The following is a 20,217-nucleotide window of genomic DNA, read 5'->3' as shown; positions in this document are numbered from 1 at the left end:
GGTCAGGCCTTTCGGGTGGGCAGCCGTAGCAGGTGCCAGGTAATGCCGATCGCCAGCAGGATCAGCAGCAGCTTGACCCAGACCACCGGCACCAGCAGCAGGGCCGAGGGCGGCAGGCTCAGCCAGACCATGCTCACTGAAACCGCCTTGGCACGGGCCGGTATCCCCGAGCCGTCCAGGTAGCCGGAAATCATAGGTCCCAGTCGCTCATGGGTCAGAAGCCAGGTATGAAAGCGCTCGGAGCTGCGGGCAAAGCAGGCAGCGGCCAGCAGCAGAAACGGAGTGGTGGGCAGCAGCGGCACAAAAATGCCGACCACGCCCAGTGCAGTGCAGAGCAGACCGGCGCAAAGCAGCAACCGGCGCAGCAACGGATGCCGTACGGTTGTTGCCGGCCCCATACTAGCCTTCCCGCACCGAGAAACGGTCCAGCGGCCCGATCCGGCGGACGGTCACCCCGCCGGGCAGGGTGCCGCCGTACACCTCACGGGCCAGGAATGCCAACTCTTCCTGTTCCCTGGTATCAACGATACCGATCCACCAGCACTTGGGTTTGCCGTCCGCACCGTCATGCCAGCGGTAGCCGCGCTGTTTGAGCAGTTCCTTCTTGTCAAAGGGGGCTCCCACCGCATGGATGCGGGTGGCTGACTGGCGGCTTCCCTCCAGGAGTGCCGCGAACACCGACCGGTCGCTCACCGGCAGACGCTCCAGCAGGAGCCCCAGCACCCCTTCGGCATCGTCCAGGGCCCGGTGGGCGTTGATGCACCAGCCGAACTTGAACAGCAGGTACTCCAGGGAGCGGGCCTGCAGCCGCTCGGCCTGCCAGTCGATCTGCAGCACCGAACAGGCCCAGGGAATCCCCGCAAAGGCCGGGTACCGGGCCTCCACAAAGGGACGATCAAAGGCGGCGTTATGGGCGATCACCAGATCGGCCCCGGCCACCAGCGCCATGACCTGTTCGTCGTCCAGCGCCTGTCCCCGTACCATGTCATCGGTAATGCCGGTTATCTCCGTGATCTCGCGGGCAAGGGGGGCGCCCGGGTCCTCAAAACCGTTGTAGCGGCCCGTCACCCGCAGGATTTCGGCGGTAACCGGGTCGTACGCGAAGGCCACGATCCCCAGCTCGATGATCCGGTCCTGGCGGTGATCCAGGCCGGTGGTCTCGGTGTCGAGACAGAGACCGATCCGGGCACCCTCGCCATGTAGGCCCCGGAGGCGATGATCCCGCTCCAGGTTGATCTTGCGCAGCACCTGGTATTCGCCGGTGGCGTGCAGTGCCGTGATGGCGATCTCCGCTTCAAGCTGGTTCAGCGGCCCCGGTTCCTTCTTCCGTTTCATACGACTCCCTTTTGTGTATTACAGTAAATCAACCGGATCAACATCAACCGCCTCCCGCACCCGGACCGGCGTCACCCGCTCTTTCCGGTAGGCCGTGAGCAGCCGCCGCAGGGCGCTCCGGTCTGCGTCCTTGAGTAACAGGTGCCGGCGAAACCGTCCCCGCAGCCGGTAGAAGGGGGCCTGGGCCGGGCCCAACAGTTCGGTGCGCAGCTTCAGGCGCACCTTCAGTTCCACCAGCAGCCGGGCCGCCTCGGTGGCCGCGTCGCTGACCGCCGTTTCGGAGGTGCCGGAAAAGAGCAGCGCCGCCAGGTGGCCGAAGGGGGGATAGCCCAGTTCCTCCCTGAAGGCCAGCTCCTCGCTGCAGAACTGGTCGTAATCGTGGTTCACCGCATGAACCAGGGCGTAATGGTCCGGCTGCAGCGCCTGCACCAGCACCCGGCCCGGCAGCTCCCCCCGTCCGGCCCGGCCGATGACCTGGGAGAGCAGTTGAAAGGTCCGCTCAGCAGCTCGGAAATCGGGCAGGTACAGGCTTCCCTCCGCCTGCAGCACCCCCACCAGCGTCACGCCGGGGAAATCGTGCCCCTTGGCGATCATCTGGGTCCCCACCAGGATATCTACTTCGCCCCGCGCCACCCGGTCCAGAATCCGGGCATGGCCCCCCTTGCCGGCAACGGTGTCGCTGTCCATCCGGGCCACCCGCGCCTCCGGGAACCGGGCCGCCAGTTCATGCTCGACCCGCTCGGTCCCCGCCCCCATCTCCCGCAGTTCCGGCTCGCCGCAGGCCGGGCAGATGCAGGGAAAGGGCACCTGGTAGTCGCAGTAGTGGCAGATGCTGCGGCTGCGGCTTTTATGGTAGGTCAGGGAGACGGAGCAGTTGGGACAGGAGAGCTGGGCTCCACAGGCCGGACAGGCCAGAAAGCTGGCAAAACCGCGGCGATTGAGAAAGATCAGGCTCTGCTCCCCCCGGGCCAGGGTATGGGCCAATGCCTCCAGCAGCGGCGGCGACAGCGGCTGCTCCGCGGTCATCCGCTCCGTGACCAGCCGGGTCTCCGGCAGGGGGCGGGAGCCGATCCGCTCCGGCAGCTCCAGATACCCCAGGCGGCCGTTGCGGGCCGCATGACGGGTGGTAACCAGCGGCGTGGCTGAACCCAGCAGCACCACCGCCCCCTCCTGGCGGCCCCGCACCAGGGCCAGGTCCCGGGCGTTGTAGCGCAGGCCGTCCGACTGTTTGAACGACGCCTCGTGCTCCTCATCCACCACGATGATGCCGATCCGCTCCAGGGGGGCAAAAATGGCGGAACGGGCGCCGATCACGATCCGCACTTCGCCCCGCCGGATGCGGCGCCATTCGTCGTAGCGCTCGCCGTCGGACAGGGCGCTGTGCAGTACGGCGATGCCGTCGCCGAACCGGGCCCGGAAGCGGTGCACCAGCTGGGGGGTGAGCGATATTTCCGGCACCAGCACCAGGGCGGTACGGTCGTCGGCAAGAGAACGGGCAATGGTCTGCAGGTAGACTTCGGTCTTGCCGCTGCCGGTGACGCCGTGCAGCAGGAATGGCGCAAAGGTGGCGCTATCCAGCGGCGCCGCAACCGCATCCAGGGCCGCCTGCTGGTGCCGGGAAAGCGGTTTGGGCAGATCCCGCTCCACCGTCACCCCGGCAAAGGGATTACGGTACGCCTCCCGCTGTTCTGCCAGCAACAATCCCGTGTCCCGCAGTTTTTTCAACTGGGGGGCGCAGTCGCCGAACCGGGCCTTCACCTCTGCCGCGGAGACGGCGCCAGCCTCTTCCACCCAGGCCAGAATTTCCAGGCTTTTCCCCCGCAGACTCACCGCATTCCGGTCCAGCTCCCCCCGGCGGTACCAACGCTCGGTCCTGATGGTCCGGCCGCCGGTCAGCACACTGGCATCCCCCTTTTTCCGGCTCTGGCGGTTGATGCCGGCAGGAAGGGCGGTCTTCAGCACTTCTCCCAGAGGATGCAGATAGTAGTCGGCAATCCAGCGAAAAAAGGCAAGCTGCTGCTCGCTCCACAGCGGCTCGTCGTCCAGCAACTCCAGAATGCTCTTCAGCGACTGCCCATCCGGCGCGCCACCGCACCCCAGCACATAGGCGCTGACCGTACGCCGCCCGAACGGCACCAGCACCCTGATACCGGGACGCACCGCAGCGGCCAGGGATTCGGGAACGGCGTAGTGAAAGCTCCCCTCCAGCGGCAGCGGCACCGACACTTCTATGGTGGCAACAGGCAACGGCACCCGGGGGTCAGTTTTCGGTCATGAAATGGGCTTCGTAGAGGTCTTCCAGCCGCTGCAGGTGGCTGCTCTCCTCGCGGTGCAGCCGTTCGAACAGGGCAGCCATCGGCGCGCCGGAGCACCCTTCTCCCGCCTTGCGGTAAAACTCGGCCGCTTCCTTTTCCAGTTGTATGGCATAGAGCAGTGCCTCGCGAACCGTTGATTCCGGTCGCAGGTCGGCCTTCTTCAGGACATAGCTCAGGTTCATGGTGGGGATGGTGCGGCTGATCTCGCCGCCATCCGCCATATGCCCCTCAACCAGCGCCTTTTCCAGTTGCTGCTTGTGGCTGAGCTCATCCAGGGCGTTTTCCCGCAGAATCTCCTTGGCCCCCTTCTGCTGCACGGTGCGCAGTGCCCGCAGGTAGTTGCGGAACCCTTCCTCTTCCATGGCAATGGCCGCCTCAAGGGCGCTTTCGTAGGTATAACAGATCCGTTCGTCGCTCATGCATTCACTCCTTTTCCGAGGATATTCCGAGGTATGTCAGTGTGATGGCGCAGCCTGTGTTTCGGCACTGATGACTCTGATGGCATCCAGCACCACTGCATCGTAGCGGTCCTGGCTGATGGCCAGGGCCACCGCCGGTATGCGCAACAGCGATTTGACCAGGCCGAAACGCAGGTCCCGGGGCAGCACCGCCAGGTAGGCCACCAGGTGGTCCTCCTGCTCCGGCTGCAGTGCCTGGCGAACCTGCAGGGTGGCCAGCAGATCGCTGATCGTGGCTGCCTGCACATCATCCCGCTGTGCTGCGGCCTGCTGCGCCACCTCCGGCCAGTGATCGAGGATATCGACAGCGGTCAGGGGACGGCCGCTTTTGTCCGACAGCCAGCGCATGAAGGCAATGGCCGCTTCTTTCCCCACGACGCCGCTGTAGACCTCCATGGCCAGATCGCCGGGAAAGCGGCAGTGTCGGCGCAGGATGCTGACCATCTCCCAGCCCCGCTCCGTCGGCTCCACCTGCATATCAAGCGGCGCACCCTGGCGGGCCAGCAGTCCGCTGTTGCCGGCCAGAAAGCCGCGCACGTCGGTATCAAGCTCCCGCTGGGCCGCATACCGCGCCCAGCACTGGTAATCGGTTTCCACGTACAGCATCACCATCCGGTCGATCAATGCCCGGTCCAGGGTGGCCACCTGGTAGGTGCCGTCCGGCGGGTTGATGGTCACCACCACCTTGTGGCGGGGAGCCAGGCGATGGGTGTGCAGAGCCCGCTGCAGCCCCTCGGCAGGCGGTTCCACGAACTGGAAAATCGCCTGCAGGGTATCCTCCTGCTGGGCCCGGTTCAGTTCGTCGCAATGGACCACCGCCGGCGGTTCGTCGTCGCCGGGCCACCAGGCCGGCCGGGACCAGTGCATCCGTTCGCCGTCCCGAAACGGTATCCCCACCAGATCCCCCACCTCCATCTGCCCCAGCCGCAGCGGCAGATAGGTCCGCCCGATCTCGCGACAGACCTGGACGATGCCGGCGGTCTTGCCCACCCCGCGGTGCCCCACCACGCAGGGGGTCAGATCGGTGGTGGTCAGTATCTCCTTCAGCACCTGCTTCATCTGTTCGACGTTCATGCATAAATCCTTGCGTACAATATCCGGTTGATAATAGGACAACCGACCGGCAGGTTCAAGCATCACGATTGAACGTGCTTGACATGCGTGAATCGATGGGCAAGATTAGCAGGATATTATCACCCAGACAAATCAGTGAACATGCCGGACAAACGGCACTGACGAGGTAACGGACGATGTGTGGAATCGTTGGATATATCGGCCCGCAGGAGGCCACCCCGATCATTTTCGAAGGGCTGCGCAAGCTGGAGTACCGCGGCTACGACTCCGCCGGCATTGCCACGCTCACGGACGGAGTCATCAGTGTCCGCCGCAGCGAAGGCAAGCTGGTCAACCTGGAAAAACTTCTGGCAGAACAGCCTTTGGCCGGTGCCCTGGGGATCGGCCACACCCGCTGGGCCACCCACGGCCGTCCCTCGGAAACCAATGCTCACCCCCACCAGGCCGGTTCCATTGTGGTGGTGCACAACGGTATCATCGAAAACTACCTGGGGCTGAAAGAGCGGCTCCAGGCAGCCGGTCACTGTTTCAGCAGCGAGACCGACACCGAGGTGATCGCCCATCTGATCGACAGCCACTACCGTGCCAACGGTAATTTTGAAACAGCGGTACGGGCTGCCCTGCAGGAGCTGCGCGGCGCCTACGCCGTCTGCATCCTCTGCCGGGAGGAGCCGGACACCCTGATCGCCGCCAAACTGGGTTCTCCCATGGTGGTGGGACTGGGGGAGGGACAGTTCTTCGTGGCCTCCGATATTCCCGCCATCCTGGCCCACACCCGGGAGATGGTGTTCCTGGAGGACGGCGAACTGGCCCTGTTCAGCGGCCGGAGCTGTCGCTTCTCCACCATTGCCGGCCAGCCCCTGGAGAAAAAACCCCGCCATATCGACTGGTCCCCCCTCATGGCGGAAAAGGGGGGCTACAAGCATTTCATGCTCAAGGAGATATTCGAGCAGCCCCGGGCGGTACGGGACACCATCGCCGGCCGGCTGCTGGACGACAAGGGGGATGTCTACCTCGAGGATCTGCGCTACGACGATGCCGCCCTGCAGTCGATCCGGCGGATGGTGATCGTGGCCTGCGGCACCTCCTGGCATGCGGGCCTGACCGGCAAATTCCTGATCGAGGAGCACTGCCGCATCCCGGTGGAGGTGGATATCGCCTCGGAGTTCCGCTACCGCAAGCCGGTGATCGACCAGAGCACCCTGGTGCTGGTTATCTCCCAGTCCGGCGAAACCGCCGACACCCTGGCGGCCCTGCGGGAGGCAAAGAGCCTCGGTGCCATGAATCTGGCCATCTGCAACGTGGTGGACTCCTCCATCGCCCGCGAGGCGGCAGGGGTGATCTACACTCACGCCGGCCCGGAGATCGGCGTCGCCTCCACCAAAGCCTTTGTCACCCAGCTGTCCGCACTCTATCTGCTGACCATCCGCCTGGGCCGCGCCATACACCGGATCGATGCGGCCCAAGGAGCACGGATGATCGCGGCCCTGCGAATGGTGCCGGGGCTGCTGGAGGAATCCCTGGCGCTGAACCCGGCTACCGAAAAGATCGCCCGCCAGTACCTGAACGCCCGTGACTTCCTCTACCTGGGCCGGGGCAAGAACTTTCCCATTGCCCTGGAAGGGGCGCTCAAGCTGAAGGAGATCTCCTACATCCACGCCGAAGGCTACCCGGCCGGCGAGATGAAGCACGGCCCCATCGCCCTGATCGACGAGCAGGTGCCGGTGGTGGTGCTGGTGCCGAAGAACAGCGCTTACGAAAAGACCGTTTCCAACATGGAAGAGGTCATCGCCCGGGGCGGCCGGGTCATTGCCCTGGTCACCGCCGGCGACCGGGAGGCCGGAGCCCGGGCCGAGGCGGTGTTGGAACTGCCCACGGTCAGCGAGGACCTGGACCCGATTCTGCTCTCCGTGCCGCTGCAACTGCTGGCCTACCATATCGCCGTACTGAAGGGGACCGACGTGGACCAGCCCCGCAACCTGGCCAAGAGCGTCACGGTGGAATAGGAAGCGGGCGATGCGGACAAGTCGCATGAGATGGAGCCACCGGCTGGTGCTGGTGATGCTTCTGACCGGCCTGCTCTCCTCCTGCGCCGTGATCTGGGAGGCCGATATCGTCGATTCTCCCGGCCCCTCTCCCCAGGACAAGGCCTTGGAGGATCTCAGCCGGATCGACTATCCCAGCCAACGGAACATCCGCTGGCGCCCCCGCTTCATCCGTCCCCACGAGACCCTGGAATCCCTCTACGGCAAGGACTGGACCCTGGTGGCCCGCTTCAACCGCCTGGACCGCCGCCATGCCTACCCCGGCATGACCATCAAGGAACCGGAGCGGATGGACGATATCCGCACCTACACCCCCCTGCCCGCGGACTACCCGCCGGCCCGCCAGCACCGTCGCTACATCCTGCTTGATGTGGGCGAACAGTGGATCGGCGCCTATGAACGAGGCAAACTCAAGTTCTCCATGCCGGCGGCCACCGGCAAGGCCGGTTCGGAAACCCCGCTCGGCATTTTCAGGATCGACGCCCGCCACCGCACCCATACCTCCTCGCTCTACCGCACCGCCGGGGACGAGGAGCAATACCCCATGGACAACGCCCTGCGCTTCCATATCGACAAAGAAAACGTAGGCTACTGGATCCACGCCCGGGACCTGCCGGGGCGGCCCGCCTCCCACGGCTGCATCGGGCTGTTCGACGAGGCGATGCAGAAGCGGACCTTCGGCATGCCCGCCGGGCCGGTGTTGTTGGACTCCCAGAAACTCTACGTCTGGGCCGCGCCGGATGACGAGCACGGCGAAGATGACGGCAGCTTCCAGGAACTGGACTACGGCCCGATCCTTGAGGTGCGGGGAAACCTGCCGGTCTACCGCTGATTTCTCCTTTCCCTCGCCTGCCACCTGGGCTATGATGCGTGATCAAATCCAACGCAAAGGTTGACCGTTGTGGACAAACTGATCATCACCGGCGGTACCCGCCTGAAGGGCGACGTGACCGTCAGCGGCTCCAAGAACGCCTCCCTTCCCATCTGCATCGCCGCCATCCTGGCAAACGGTGCCAGCACCATCGGTAACGTGCCCCGGTTACGGGACATCAGCACCACCGCCAAACTGCTCGAATCGCTGGGCGCCTCCGTGGAGCGTACCGGTTCGGCGCTACGGATCGATGCCGGGCCGATCAACACCGTGGAAGCCACCTACGATCTGGTCAAGACCATGCGGGCCTCGGTACTGGTTCTGGGACCGTTGTTGGCCCGCTTCGGCCGGGCCCGGGTCTCCCTGCCCGGCGGCTGCGCCATCGGTGCCCGCCCCATTGACCAGCACCTGAAAGGGCTGAAGGCGCTGGGTGCCGAGATCACACTGGAGCACGGCTACGTGGAGGCAATTGCCAAAAAACGCCTGAAAGGGGCCCGGATCAACTTCGACATCTCCACCGTGGGGGGGACCGAGCATCTGATGATGGCCGCCGCCACTGCCAAGGGAGAAACCATCCTGGAGAACGCCGCCCGGGAGCCGGAGATCAGCGACCTGGGGGACTACCTGAACCGGATGGGGGCAAAAATTGAGGGGGCCGGAACCGATACCATCCGCATCCAGGGGGTGAACGAGCTGACCCCGGCCGCCTACGAGGTGATGCCGGACCGGATCGAGGCCGGTACCTTCATGATCGCCGCCGCCATCACCGGCGGTGATGTGCGGATCAACGGCATGAAGGCCGAGCACCTGGACGCCCTCTGCTTCAAGCTGCAGGATGCCGGGGTTGAGATCGTCAGCCGGGACGGCGTGGTGCGCGTCAAGGGGCCGAAACGCCCCCACGGGGTCAACATCAAAACCCGCCCCTACCCTGGCTTCCCCACCGACATGCAGGCCCAGTTCATGGCACTGATGTGCATCGCCGACGGCGCCAGCGTCATTTCCGAGAACATCTTCGAAAACCGCTTCATGCACGTTTCGGAACTGCAGCGTTTCGGCGCCGACATCACCATCGAGGGGAACTCGGCCACGGTCAAAGGGGTGAAGAAACTTTCCGGCGCGCCGGTCATGGCCACCGACTTGCGGGCATCGGCCTCCCTGGTGCTGGCCGGCCTTGCCGCAGAGGGGACCACCGAAATCCAGCGGATTTATCACCTCGACCGCGGTTACGAGCGGATCGAGGAAAAGCTGGCCGGCCTGGGGGCGCGGATCGAACGGGTGAAGGAATCATGAACAGCACCTTGACCATCGCCATCCCCAAGGGACGCATCCTCACCGAATCGATCCAGCTGTTCTCCCGGATCGGCATCGATCTTTCCGGCATGCTGGACGACTCCCGCAAGCTGATCTTCGACTACCCGGACCAGTTGGTCCGCGCCCTGATCGTGCGGGCCACCGATGTCCCCACCTACGTGGAGCACGGCTGTGCCGACCTGGGGATCGTGGGCAAGGACACCCTGCTGGAGCAGGACAAGGACCTGTACGAACCACTGGACCTGAAGTTCGGCTACTGCCGGATGGTGGTGGCGGAGCCGGCCGGTCTGGCCACCGGCGACGACCCGACCCGCTGGACCCATGTCCGGGTGGCCACCAAGTACCCTCACGTCGCGGAGCAGCACTTCGCCGCCAAGGGGGTGCAGGCGGAGATCATCAAGCTGTACGGTTCCATCGAGCTGGCACCGCTGGTGGGGTTGTCCGAGCGGATCGTGGACCTGGTCTCCACCGGCGAGACCCTGCGCCAGAACGGCCTCTGCGAAGTGGAAACCATTGCCGAGATCACCACCCGGCTGGTGGTGAACCGGGCCAGCCTCAAAACCCGCCATCAGCGGATCCGGGGGATCATCGACGGCCTGGAAGCGATACTGGGATAAGGGAGTTCCATCGTGCTGTTTCTCGATATTACCGATACCGATTTTGACCGGCAGTTTAGCGCCATCCTGAACCGCAGCGAGGAGACCTCGGCCCAGGTTCTGGAAACGGTGCGGGGCATCATCACCGATGTCCGCACCAGGGGCGATGAGGCGTTGATCGACTACACCAACCGCTTCGACCGCCTTAACCTGACCGATGCGGCAGGTCTGGAGATCGGGCGCCAGGAGGTGGAGGCTGCCGTGGCGGCGGTTCCCGCTGAGGACCTGGCGGCGCTGAAGCTGGCCGTCGAGCGAGTGGCCCGCTTCCACGAAAAGCAGAAGAGCCAGACCTGGCTCTCCACCGAAGAACCGGACATTCTGCTGGGCCAGAAGGTGACCCCTCTGGACCGGGTGGGGATTTACGTCCCCGGCGGCAAGGCCAGCTACCCCAGCAGCGTGATCATGAATGCCGTACCGGCACGGGTTGCCGGCGTGCGGGAGATCATCATGGTCTGCCCCACCCCCGGCGGTGAAATCAACCCGGCGGTGCTGGCTGCGGCCCACCTTTCCGGCGTCCACCGCATCTTCCGGGTTGGGGGGGCCCAGGCGGTGGCGGCCCTGGCCTGCGGCACCGCCACCATCCCCCGGGTGGACAAGGTCACCGGACCGGGCAACATCTACGTGGCCACGGCCAAGCAGCTGGTGTTCGGCCAGGTGGGGATCGACATGATCGCCGGTCCCAGCGAGATTCTGGTGATCAACGACGGTACCGGCACTCCGGCCCACATCGCGGCGGACCTGCTCTCCCAGGCCGAGCACGACGAGCTGGCCTCTTCCATCCTGATCACCACCGACCGGAGCTTCGGCGAAGCGGTGGCGGCTGAGGTGGAGTACCAGCTGGGCCAGCTTTCCCGCGAATCCATTGCCCGTGCTTCCTGGGAGAAGTTCGGGGCCATCATCGTGGCCGGCTCCCTGGAGGAAGCGGCCGCCTTCTCCAACCGGATCGCGCCGGAGCACCTTGAGCTGGCGGTGGCCGACCCCTTCGGCCTGCTGCCCCGTATCACCAACGCCGGGGCGATTTTCATGGGCCACTGGACCCCGGAGGCGGCCGGCGACTACCTGGCCGGACCGAACCATACGCTGCCCACCGGTGGCACGGCCCGCTTCTTCTCCCCCCTTTCCGTGGACGACTTTGTCAAGAAGTCCTCCATCATCAGCTTCTCCGAACAGGGGCTGAAACGGCTGGGGAACGACATCGTGCGCATCGCCGGGCTGGAAGGGCTGGAGGCCCACGGAAAATCGGTGGGGATACGGCTGGGGCTGGGGTAGCGGCCCTCACACACTGTCGGCAACACCATGCCAACAGCTCCCCTGCCTCCCTCCCCCCACAATCTCCTTTCGGCAGCGGACAGAACGCAGAGAGTGCGCTACAGTTAGAAGTGCTGGTCGCGTCACACTGCCGTGGCGCCATGGTCCGTCCCCGGCCAGGCGCCTGACCTGCCGAAAGGAGTACGCCATGTCACTGATTCTCACCACCTGCGACGACCGGATCGCCACCATCACCCTCAATCACCCCGAATCGCGCAACAGTCTCTCCCGCGCCATGCTGCAGGAGATGATCGATGCCATGGATCAGTTTACCCAACGCACGGTTCGGGCGGTTATCATCCGCGCGCCGGCCGGTTCCACGGTCTGGTCATCCGGCTTCAACATCCGGGAACTGCCCGAGCCGGGACGGGACCCTCTTGCCTACAACGATCCCTTGGAGTGCCTGCTGCGCAGCGTGGCCCGCTCACCGGCGCCGGTCATCGCCATGATCGAGGGAAGCGTCTGGGGCGGGGCCTGTGACCTGGCGTTTGTCTGCGATCTGGCCATCGGCGGGCCCAGCGCCTCCTTCGCCATCACTCCCGCCAAGATCGGTGTGCCGTACAACGTCACCGGCGTCATGCACTTCGTCAACATCGTGGGACCACGGGTGGCCCGGGAGATGTTCTACACCGCCCAGCCGGTGGATGCCGAGCGGGCTCTGCAGGTGGGCATCCTCAACCATCTGGTGCCGACGGAGGAACTCGAATCCTTCACCTTTGCCATGGCAAACCGGATCGCCGACAATGCTCCCCTGGCCAACCGGGCCATGAAGCAGCAGTTGCGCATCCTGGCCGACTCTCACCCCTTTGCGCCGGAAACCTTCGAATACATCCAGGGACTGCGCCGGATGGTCTACGACAGCGACGACTACCTGGAAGGGAAACGGGCCTTTCTGGAGAAGCGGAAGCCGGTCTTCAGGGGGGAGTGATACGGACTCCACACCGCCGACGACAAACGTACAAACGCCTCCGGGACAGACCGTTCCGGAGGCGTTTGCAGTGTTGGCGAGTAAGAGTGGAACTTAGCGGTCCTTGCGCGGCACCACCACGATCCCCGATTCAGTGACCGTATAGCCGCTACGCCGATCCGCCTCCAGGTCGTAGCCGATGGTCGTGCCGTCCGGGATCACCACCCCCTTGTCGATGATGGCCCGCCTGATTTTCGAGTGACGGCCGACGGTGACGCTCTCGAAGAGGATCGACTCCTCCACCAGGCTATAGCTGTTGATCTTGCAGAGCGGCCCCAGGATGGAGCGGCGCACCGTGCTGCCGCTGGTGATGCAGCCGGCGCAGACGTAGGAATCGATGTTCACCCCCCGGCGGTCCTCGTCGTCGAACACGGTCTTGGCCGGCGGCAGATTTCCCTGGTTGGTCAGGATGGGCCACTTGTAGTTGTAGAGGTTCAGTTGCGGACTGACGTTGATCAGGTCCATGTTGGCGTCGTAGTAGGACTCGATGGTCCCCACATCCTTCCAGTAGCCCCGTTCCTCCGCCCGCATGCCGGGGATGACGTTGTCGTTGAAGTTGTAGGCAAAGACCCGGTCCCCCCGCTCCAGCATCATCGGAATCACGTGCTTGCCGAAATCCAGATCCTCATGGAGCTTTTTCCCCTCCATCAGCACCTCGATCAGCTTCTTGGTGGGGAAGATGTAATTGCCCATGGAGGCGAAGCAGGTGTCGCGACCGGGAATGGTTTCCGGATGTTTCGGCTTCTCGGCAAAGGCGGTGATCCGGGAATCCTCGTCCACGGAGAAGACGCCGAAACGGCCCGCCTCCTCCACCGGCACCTCCAGGGCGGCGATGGTGATGTCGGCCCGGTTCATCCGGTGGTAGTTGATCATCTGGGTCACATCCATCTTGTAGATGTGGTCGCCGCCAAAAATGGCCACGTAATCGGCGTTGGAGGATTCCACGAAGCGCAGGTACTGGAGGATGGCGTCCGCGGTCCCCTTGAACCACTCCTCGCTCTCGCTGCGGGTCTCCGGCGAGATGGCCACGTAGAATTCCCCGAGGCCGGTCCACGTGCCCCAGGATTCGCGGATATGCTTGTTGAGGGAATAGGCCCGGTACTGGGTCAGGATGTAGACCTTCTTGATGCCGGAGTTGAACATGTTGGAGAGGACGAAGTCGATGATCTTGTACTTGCCGCCAAAGGGGACGCTGGGTTTGGCCCGGCGCAGGGTCAGCGGCATCAGCCGCTCCCCCTTGCCCCCGGCAAGTACCATGGCGATGGTGTTTCGTCCGATGTTGTCGGCTGCGTACATGCACGTTCCTCCAAAACAGGCTGTGATAGGGATGGAATCCGCCCATCAGTATACACGGTGGTTGCCGTTCTTCAAGCAATGGCGCGAAAAATCCGGGAACGCCACCGCACCGGACGGACCGGATCAGGTTCGTTTGAAGAAGCGACCGATCTCCGACAGCGGCAGCTCGTGGGAGACCGGGCGGCCATGGGGACAGTGGGCCGCGAAATCGGTCCGGTCCATCCGGCGCAGCAGTTCCTCCATCTGCCGCCGGTCCAGGGGATGGGCGCCCCGGATGACGCTGTGGCAGGCGATGCGGGAAAGCAGGTCGTCCAGCACGCTGTCGAAGGCCGAGCTTTTCCCCAGGCCGGTCAGCTCCTCCAGCAGGTCCCGCACCAGCCGGACCCGGTCCGTGTCGGCCACCAGGACCGGTACGGCGGTAAGCATGAAGGTCTGTCCTCCGAAGGGTTCCAGTTCGATCCCCAACCTCCCCAACTCTCCATGGTAGCGGCGGGCCGTGTCGGCCTCGGCAAAGGAAAGTTCCAACGTGTCGGGGATCAGCAGCCGCTGGGACTCGATCCGGTGAGCCAGGACACGCTGCCGCAGCTCCTGGAAGCGGACCCGCTCGGCGGCAGCATGCTGGTCGATGATCACCAGTGCCGTCTCGGACTGGCAGAGGATGTAGGCAGCCTGGAACTGGCCGATGACGGTCAGGGCGGAAAAATAGCCGGTCTGCGGCGGAGGCTCTGTCGGCACCGGCCGGACATAGGCCGGCGGCGGTTCATGGATGCGGGGTGCAGCAGACGGCGGGGCCGCCATGAACCGCTCCAGGGCCTGCTGCACCCCTGCCCGGTGGCCGGTCGGTTCAGCGGTCCGGGGTGCCGGCACCGGCGACGGTACGGCACTAGCGGCAATTTCTGGGACCCGGCCCGTTGCCAGCCACGGGGAACGACTCAAGGCCTCGGAGAGGACGGCGTGGATGGTGTCATGCACCTGATGCTGGCGGCGGAAGCGCACCTCATGCTTGGTCGGGTGGACGTTGACATCCACCTCTTCCGGCGGAATCTTGATGAACAGGGCGAGCAGCGGGTACCGTCCCCGTTCCAGCACCGGCCGGAACGCCTGCATGACGGCATGCTGCACCACCTTGTCCCGTACGAACCGGCCGTTGATGTAGGTGAACATGGCGGCGGTGGTGGAGCGGGCAGCATGGGGCGGGGCAAAAAAGCCGCTGATGGAAAGGACGGCGGTCTCGCCGGCCACCTCAAACAGCGGCGCATCCCTGGCAACCAGCTTCTGCAGCCGCTGGCGGGCGGTACCGGCAGTCACCCGGAACAGCTCCCGCCCGTCACTGGTGTAGCTGAAGGCAACGTCGGGACGCGCCACGGCCAGCCGCACCATCTGGTCCCCCACGTGGCCCGCCTCGGTTTGGGCACTGCGCAGGAATTTCAGTCGGGCCGGCGTGTTGAAGAAAAGATGCTCAACGGATATTTCCGTCCCCACCGCCATGCCGCAGGCGGTGACCGAACGGACCACGCCCCCTTCAAGATACAGCTCGGTTCCTTCCACAGCGCCGTTTTCACGGCTTTTCAGGCGCAAGCGCGAAACCGACGCGATGGAGGGAAGCGCCTCGCCCCGGAAGCCCAGGGTGGAGATGGCCTCCAGGTCCCGGTCGCAGAGCAGCTTACTGGTGGCATGACGCTCCAGGGCCAGCAGGGCATCCTCGCGGGACATGCCGTGGCCGTTGTCACTGACCCGGATCAGACGGCGTCCGCCGGCCGCGATCTCCAGACGGATGTCGGTGGCGCCGGCATCAAGGGCGTTTTCAACCAGCTCCTTGATGACCGAGGCGGGACGCTCCACCACCTCGCCGGCGGCGATTTTGTTGGCCAGGGATTCAGAGAGTATTTTGATGCGTGACGGCACGGCCGGTTACTTCTTGGGTTCGCCGAGATCACCGAACAGGCTGGCAAAATCGTCTTCCGGGGCGGCGGGTGCCTCCGCTTCGGGGCAGGCAGGTTCGGCCGGCGGCGTGTCATCCCAGGAAAAGCTGCTCAGTTCATACCCCTGGTCGGAAACCGTGGGTGCGGGTGCAGTAGCGGCGGACGGCTGCGGCTCGGAACGTGTGGTTGACTCCAGCAGTTCGGCAAAAGGGTCGGGGGCGGCCGCTGGGGGCGCCACGGTTTCGGGGGTGGGGGAATCGATGAAGGAGAACGGATCGGCACCGGCCGCTTGCGGCGGCGTCTGCTCCGGTTCGGCGCCGGGCAGTTCGAAGCTGAACATCTGGGCACCGGTATCGACAGCAACGGACGCCGTTGCGTACTCGGCGGTCAGCGCGCGGCGATGGGCCGGCGAAAGGACCACGGCGGTGAGACCGTAGGTTTGCTTGACCTCTTTCAGCCCTGCCGCGCATTTGGGGCAGGAATCGTTGCTTTCAAAACTGTTGAATCCGCACGCGGGACACTTCATGGCCAGCCCCTCCCCGGAACATCAGATATCTCCCCAGATATACTGCAGGATCGCGGTCATGGCAAGGGCGGCGGTCTCGGTACGCAGAATCCGCTCCCCCAGCGTGACCGGCATGAATCCCCAGAACGTAAAAGCCTCCACCTCCTCCGCTTCGAACCCCCCCTCCGGTCCGACGGCAAGGGCGATCCTGGCGGGACAGGGAAGCGTTGCCAGCTTGTCGCGCAACGGTGCGCTGGTTCCCCGCTCCCAGAGCAGAAGCTTCAGGTCGGCACCGGATGCCGCGGCCGCGGCCGCGGCCGCGGAAGGGTGCCAGAGCACGGAGGGCTGATCGAATCGCTCCGACTGACGGGCAGCCTCGGCAACGATCCGTTGCCAGCGGTCCAGACGACTCTGCAGCTTGTCGCCGTTCAGGCGGGGAACGGAACGGTCGGCCCGGAACAGGAAAAAGTCATGCACCCCCAGTTCGGTCCCTTTCTGCAGCACCAGTTCCACCTTCTCGCCCCTGGGCAACCCCTGGATGACCGTGATGGCCGGAACGGTGGCCGTCGTCGCAGCGGGGGCGCTGGAAGCAACCAGCCGGACCGCGGTCCACTCCTGGGTCACCTGATCGATGACCCCCTGGTGGCTTCTGCCCAGCTCATCCACCAGCAGTACCGTGTCGCCGGAACGCAGCCGCAGCACCCGGGCCATGTGATGGTGCAGATCGCCGTCATAGGAGGCGTAGCCGTCACGGATGCTGCGGGAGCTGACCATGAAACGGCGCTGTTCGCTCACGGCAGCCTCCGGTAGTGCAGGCAGCGCCACTCACCGTCGCGAAGAACCGTTTCCAGCGCCAGGGGCAACGGAGCGAATCCGTCCCGCACGAACTGCTCCCGCTCCGCCAGGATGCCGGAAAGGACCAGACTGCCGTCGGGGATCAGGCGGGATACCAGGTCCGGCGCCATGCGGACCAGCTCTTCCGCCAGAATGTTGGCCAGAATGATGCCGTACCCGCCGGGCAACTGCTCCAGCGGCACGGTACTGCAGCGCACCTGTTCGGCAACGCCGTTGATCCGGCAGTTTTCAGCGGCGACCTCCACCGCCAGAGGGTCGATGTCGACGGCGTCGATGCTGCGGGCTCCCAGCTTGGCGGCAGCGATGGCCAGGATACCGGAGCCGGTACCCAGGTCGAGAATCGGTACCTGCGGCGGCTCGGGCAGCAGAGAGTCGAGGCATTCCAGACACAGCCGGGTGGTTTCATGCCCGCCGGTACCAAAGGCCATGCCGGGGTCCAGCACGATCTGCTGTCGCTGCGGGTCTGCCGGCAGCTCCTCCCAGGAGGGAACAATGCTGAGGCGTCTGCCCACTGCAAGCGGCTTGAAGTGGGCTTTCCAGGACTGGGCCCAGTCCTCGTCCCCGATCAGGGACACCTCCGGCGCCTGCGGCACGAACTCGGGACAGGCGGCGGTCGCCTCCCGCAGCACCAGGGCAATGTCGGCCAGGTACCGCTCGATGTCGCAGGGTGCGGCAAACCAGGCGGTAAGGGTTACCTGGGCCTGTTCCGGAATATCATCGCAGGAAAAAGTGTCGACACAACGGTTATCGGTGCAGACGCCGCAGCCGGACAGCTCGGACAATCGATCGGCGACGGTTTCAGCGCAGGCAGCGGGAATAGGGCAACTGACCTGGTACCAGGACGAGGGGGCGGACATGCGCGGCACAACTCCTCTGAAGCAGGATATTCCGGTCTTTCACGGGAGTGCAACCTAGCAGAAGCGCCGGGCAGTGACAACGAAAAAACAGCCCAAAACCCTTGACAAGCAAAGGAGATGCTGACTACCTTCTGGAAGACTGGCCGTCGTAAAAAACAGTGGAACCGTCAGGAATCCCATGAAAAAAATCTATGTACTCTCCGACTCCACCGGCGAAACCGCCGAACGGGTGGTGCGGGCCGCTCTTTCCCAGTTCGGCGGCAGCGACGTCAGGATCGTCCGGCTGGCCAAGGTCACCAACCAGCAGGAACTGCACCAGGCCATTACCGTGGTCACTTCCGACCAGGGACTGCTGGTCTACACCCTGGTGGATGCCGACCTGGCCCATGCCGCCCAGACCATTGCGGAAGAGGCGGGACTCATGGCCTTTGACCTGCTGTCTCCCCTGCTGAACAGCCTGTCCGTATTCCTCGGCTCCGTGGCTCAGGCCACACCGGGCCTGCTGCACCAGATCGACACCGACTACTTCCGCCGCATGGAGGCGGTCAACTTCACCGTCAAGCACGACGACGGCCAGGAAACCCGCAACCTGCACCGGGCCGACCTGGTGCTGGTGGGGGTTTCCCGCTCTTCCAAGACCCCCCTGTCCATGTACCTGGCCAACAAGGGGTACAAGGTAGCCAACGTGCCGCTGGTGAAAGGGATCGATCCCCCCGATGAGCTGGACCGTCTCGACCCGGCCAAGGTGGTGGGGCTGATGATCAGTCCCAAACGCCTGGTGGAAATCCGTACCTCCCGGCTGATCAACATGGGACAGAGCATGAAGAACCGCTATGCCGACCACGAACAGGTGGAAGACGAAATCGCCTTCTGCCGTCAGTACTTCCGCCGCCATCCCGGCTGGCTGATCATCGACGTGACCAGCAAGTCGGTGGAGGAATCGGCGTCGGAAATCCTGCGCCGCCTGACGGGGCAGACCATTGCCTAGCACGAAAGGAGATTGAACGTATGCTGCTGAAAAAAATACTGTTGATGTTGCTGGTCTCCCTGCTGGCCCTGACGCCGGCACTGCCGGAGACGGCGGAGGCAAAGCCGGTCAGTCCCGACTTCGTCGAGCTGGCCAAACGGCTCAACCCTTCGGTGGTGAACATCCGTACCGCCAAGGTGGTCAAGCCGCGGGCCAACACCGGCCGCCGGGCTCCCCATCCCTTCTTCGGCAACGACTTTTTCAACGAGTTCTTCGCCCCCTTCTTCGGCGACCAGTTCCAGCAGCCCCAGCAGCGTTCGCGCAAGGAACAGTCCCTGGGTACCGGCTTCATCATCAGTCAGGACGGCTTCGTGCTGACCAACAACCACGTGGTAAACGGTGCGGACGAAGTCCTGGTCAAGCTGTCCGATGGTCGGGAGTTGAAGGCGGAGATCAAGGGACAGGATGAAAAGCTGGATATTGCCCTGCTGAAGCTCGCCGACGGCAAGAGCACCTTTGCGGCGGCGGAGCTGGGGGACAGCGACGCCCTGGAGGTGGGGGAGTGGGTCATGGCCATCGGCAACCCCTTTGGCCTCTCCCAGACCGTCACCGCCGGCATCGTCAGCGCCAAGGGGCGGGTGATCGGCAGCGGCCCCTACGACGATTTCATCCAGACCGATGCCTCCATCAACCCCGGCAACTCCGGCGGGCCGCTCTTCAACGCCCAGGGGAAGGTGGTGGGGATCAACACCGCCATCATCGCCAACGGCCAGGGGATCGGCTTTGCGATCCCGATCAACGTTGCCAAGTCGGTGGTCAGCCAGCTCAAATCCACCGGCAAGGTGGTGCGGGGCTACATGGGCATCAACTTCCAGGGACTTGACCAGAGCCTGGTGAAATCCCTGAAACTCCCCTCCGACAAGGGAGCCCTGATCACCAACGTGGAAAAGGACTCCCCGGCGGAAAAAGCCGGCCTGAAAAGCGGTGACGTCATCGTTTCCTTCGACGGCAAACCGGTGGTGGCGGATACCGATCTGCCCAAGCTGGTTGCGGCCACACCGATCAACAAGCAGGTCAAGGTGGGGGTCTACCGCGACGGCAAGCGCCGCGACCTGATCCTGACCGTCGGCTTGGCCAAGGACGCTCCTGCCGAACAGACTGCGGCAGCCCAGGGGGAACAGGCCGGCGTCGGCATTTCCGTCCAGGAGCTGACCCCGGAGCTGGCCCGCCAGCTGCGCCTGCGCGATGTCCGGGGGGTGGTGGTCAGCGAGGTCAAGGCAGGCAGCCCGGCCGAAGAGGCCGGCGTGGTGAGGGGCGATCTGGTGATCGAGGTCAACGGCCAGCGGATCGAATCCATTGCCGGCTTTGCCGAAGCGGTCAGCAGCGTACGCAAGGGCGACATGGTCCGGCTGCTGCTCCGGCGTCCCAACGGCACCTTCGGCTATGTGGCCATGAAGGCGGAATAACCACGGACC

18 protein-coding genes are annotated in these 20,217 nt (G+C 64.6%); 8 read left to right on the top strand and 10 right to left on the bottom strand.

Going from position 1 to position 20,217, the window contains the following annotated elements; translation table 11 throughout:
- Positions 1 to 2: 2 nt before the first annotated feature.
- The 5 genes from RAK07_RS03630 to RAK07_RS03610 are packed head-to-tail and all read right to left on the bottom strand — an operon-like array spanning position 3 to position 5,182.
- Complete coding sequence (locus tag RAK07_RS03630) at positions 3 to 398, bottom strand: YbaN family protein (protein WP_305731489.1); 396 nt, start codon at positions 396 to 398, stop codon at positions 3 to 5.
- Position 399: 1 nt separating this feature from the next.
- Positions 400 to 1,335: a 3'-5' exonuclease gene (locus RAK07_RS03625; RefSeq protein ID WP_305731488.1), complete on the bottom strand. Its 936-nt coding sequence runs from the start codon at positions 1,333 to 1,335 to the stop codon at positions 400 to 402.
- Between the two features lie 18 nt (positions 1,336 to 1,353).
- Complete coding sequence (priA, locus tag RAK07_RS03620) at positions 1,354 to 3,588, bottom strand: replication restart helicase PriA (RefSeq protein ID WP_305731487.1); 2,235 nt, start codon at positions 3,586 to 3,588, stop codon at positions 1,354 to 1,356.
- Positions 3,589 to 3,595: 7 nt separating this feature from the next.
- Positions 3,596 to 4,069 carry a ferritin-like domain-containing protein gene (locus tag RAK07_RS03615; protein WP_305731486.1) on the bottom strand — a complete coding sequence of 158 codons (474 nt, stop codon included), beginning with the start codon at positions 4,067 to 4,069 and terminating at the stop codon, positions 3,596 to 3,598.
- Positions 4,070 to 4,105: 36 nt separating this feature from the next.
- Complete coding sequence (locus RAK07_RS03610; protein WP_305731485.1) at positions 4,106 to 5,182, bottom strand: hypothetical protein; 1,077 nt, start codon at positions 5,180 to 5,182, stop codon at positions 4,106 to 4,108.
- Positions 5,183 to 5,358: 176 nt separating this feature from the next.
- On the opposite strand from RAK07_RS03610, the gene glmS reads away from it, so the two are divergent.
- The 6 genes from glmS to scpB all read left to right on the top strand — a co-directional run bounded on the left by glmS (position 5,359) and on the right by scpB (position 12,301).
- On the top strand, positions 5,359 to 7,188 hold the full coding sequence (gene glmS, locus RAK07_RS03605) for a glutamine--fructose-6-phosphate transaminase (isomerizing) (protein WP_305731484.1): 1,830 nt from the start codon (positions 5,359 to 5,361) through the stop codon (positions 7,186 to 7,188).
- A gap of 25 nt (positions 7,189 to 7,213) precedes the next feature.
- Positions 7,214 to 8,059, top strand: a complete 846-nt coding sequence (locus tag RAK07_RS03600; protein WP_305731483.1) for a L,D-transpeptidase — start codon at positions 7,214 to 7,216, stop codon at positions 8,057 to 8,059.
- A 69-nt stretch (positions 8,060 to 8,128) separates the two neighbouring features.
- Positions 8,129 to 9,388: a UDP-N-acetylglucosamine 1-carboxyvinyltransferase gene (gene murA / locus RAK07_RS03595; RefSeq protein ID WP_305731482.1), complete on the top strand. Its 1,260-nt coding sequence runs from the start codon at positions 8,129 to 8,131 to the stop codon at positions 9,386 to 9,388.
- A complete protein-coding gene (gene hisG / locus RAK07_RS03590; RefSeq protein ID WP_305731481.1) occupies positions 9,385 to 10,026 on the top strand; it encodes an ATP phosphoribosyltransferase in 642 nt (213 codons plus the stop codon). Before murA ends, hisG begins: the two co-directional genes overlap by 4 nt.
- Positions 10,027 to 10,038: 12 nt before the next feature.
- The gene (hisD, locus tag RAK07_RS03585) at positions 10,039 to 11,334 is read left to right on the top strand and encodes a histidinol dehydrogenase (protein ID WP_305731480.1); all 1,296 of its coding nucleotides are present in this window, start codon (positions 10,039 to 10,041) and stop codon (positions 11,332 to 11,334) included.
- A 187-nt stretch (positions 11,335 to 11,521) separates the two neighbouring features.
- Positions 11,522 to 12,301 carry a methylmalonyl-CoA decarboxylase gene (gene scpB / locus RAK07_RS03580; protein WP_305731479.1) on the top strand — a complete coding sequence of 260 codons (780 nt, stop codon included), beginning with the start codon at positions 11,522 to 11,524 and terminating at the stop codon, positions 12,299 to 12,301.
- Between the two features lie 93 nt (positions 12,302 to 12,394).
- Here the strand turns inward: scpB and glgC are convergent, their stop codons facing one another.
- The 5 genes from glgC to prmA form a co-directional block, all read right to left on the bottom strand.
- Positions 12,395 to 13,636, bottom strand: a complete 1,242-nt coding sequence (gene glgC, locus RAK07_RS03575; protein ID WP_305731478.1) for a glucose-1-phosphate adenylyltransferase — start codon at positions 13,634 to 13,636, stop codon at positions 12,395 to 12,397.
- Positions 13,637 to 13,759: 123 nt separating this feature from the next.
- On the bottom strand, positions 13,760 to 15,541 hold the full coding sequence (gene mutL / locus RAK07_RS03570; protein ID WP_305731477.1) for a DNA mismatch repair endonuclease MutL: 1,782 nt from the start codon (positions 15,539 to 15,541) through the stop codon (positions 13,760 to 13,762).
- 6 nt (positions 15,542 to 15,547) lie between these two features.
- The gene (locus RAK07_RS03565) at positions 15,548 to 16,084 is read right to left on the bottom strand and encodes a PhlB family protein (protein WP_305731476.1); all 537 of its coding nucleotides are present in this window, start codon (positions 16,082 to 16,084) and stop codon (positions 15,548 to 15,550) included.
- A gap of 21 nt (positions 16,085 to 16,105) precedes the next feature.
- Positions 16,106 to 16,858 carry a 16S rRNA (uracil(1498)-N(3))-methyltransferase gene (locus RAK07_RS03560; RefSeq protein WP_305731475.1) on the bottom strand — a complete coding sequence of 251 codons (753 nt, stop codon included), beginning with the start codon at positions 16,856 to 16,858 and terminating at the stop codon, positions 16,106 to 16,108.
- On the bottom strand, positions 16,855 to 17,775 hold the full coding sequence (gene prmA, locus RAK07_RS03555) for a 50S ribosomal protein L11 methyltransferase (protein ID WP_305731474.1): 921 nt from the start codon (positions 17,773 to 17,775) through the stop codon (positions 16,855 to 16,857). The genes RAK07_RS03560 and prmA overlap by 4 nt, the downstream gene beginning before the upstream one ends.
- 178 nt (positions 17,776 to 17,953) lie before the next feature.
- Here prmA and RAK07_RS03550 point away from each other — a divergent pair, with 178 nt between their 5' ends.
- Positions 17,954 to 18,763 carry a pyruvate, water dikinase regulatory protein gene (locus RAK07_RS03550; RefSeq protein ID WP_305731473.1) on the top strand — a complete coding sequence of 270 codons (810 nt, stop codon included), beginning with the start codon at positions 17,954 to 17,956 and terminating at the stop codon, positions 18,761 to 18,763.
- Positions 18,764 to 18,783: 20 nt separating this feature from the next.
- The gene (locus RAK07_RS03545) at positions 18,784 to 20,208 is read left to right on the top strand and encodes a DegQ family serine endoprotease (RefSeq protein WP_305731472.1); all 1,425 of its coding nucleotides are present in this window, start codon (positions 18,784 to 18,786) and stop codon (positions 20,206 to 20,208) included.
- The last annotated feature ends 9 nt before the right edge of the window (positions 20,209 to 20,217 follow it).

Source organism: Trichlorobacter ammonificans (assembly GCF_933509905.1).
In the GTDB taxonomy this organism is placed as follows: domain Bacteria; phylum Desulfobacterota; class Desulfuromonadia; order Geobacterales; family Pseudopelobacteraceae; genus Trichlorobacter; species Trichlorobacter ammonificans.
This window is presented reverse-complemented; position numbering and strand designations above follow the sequence as displayed.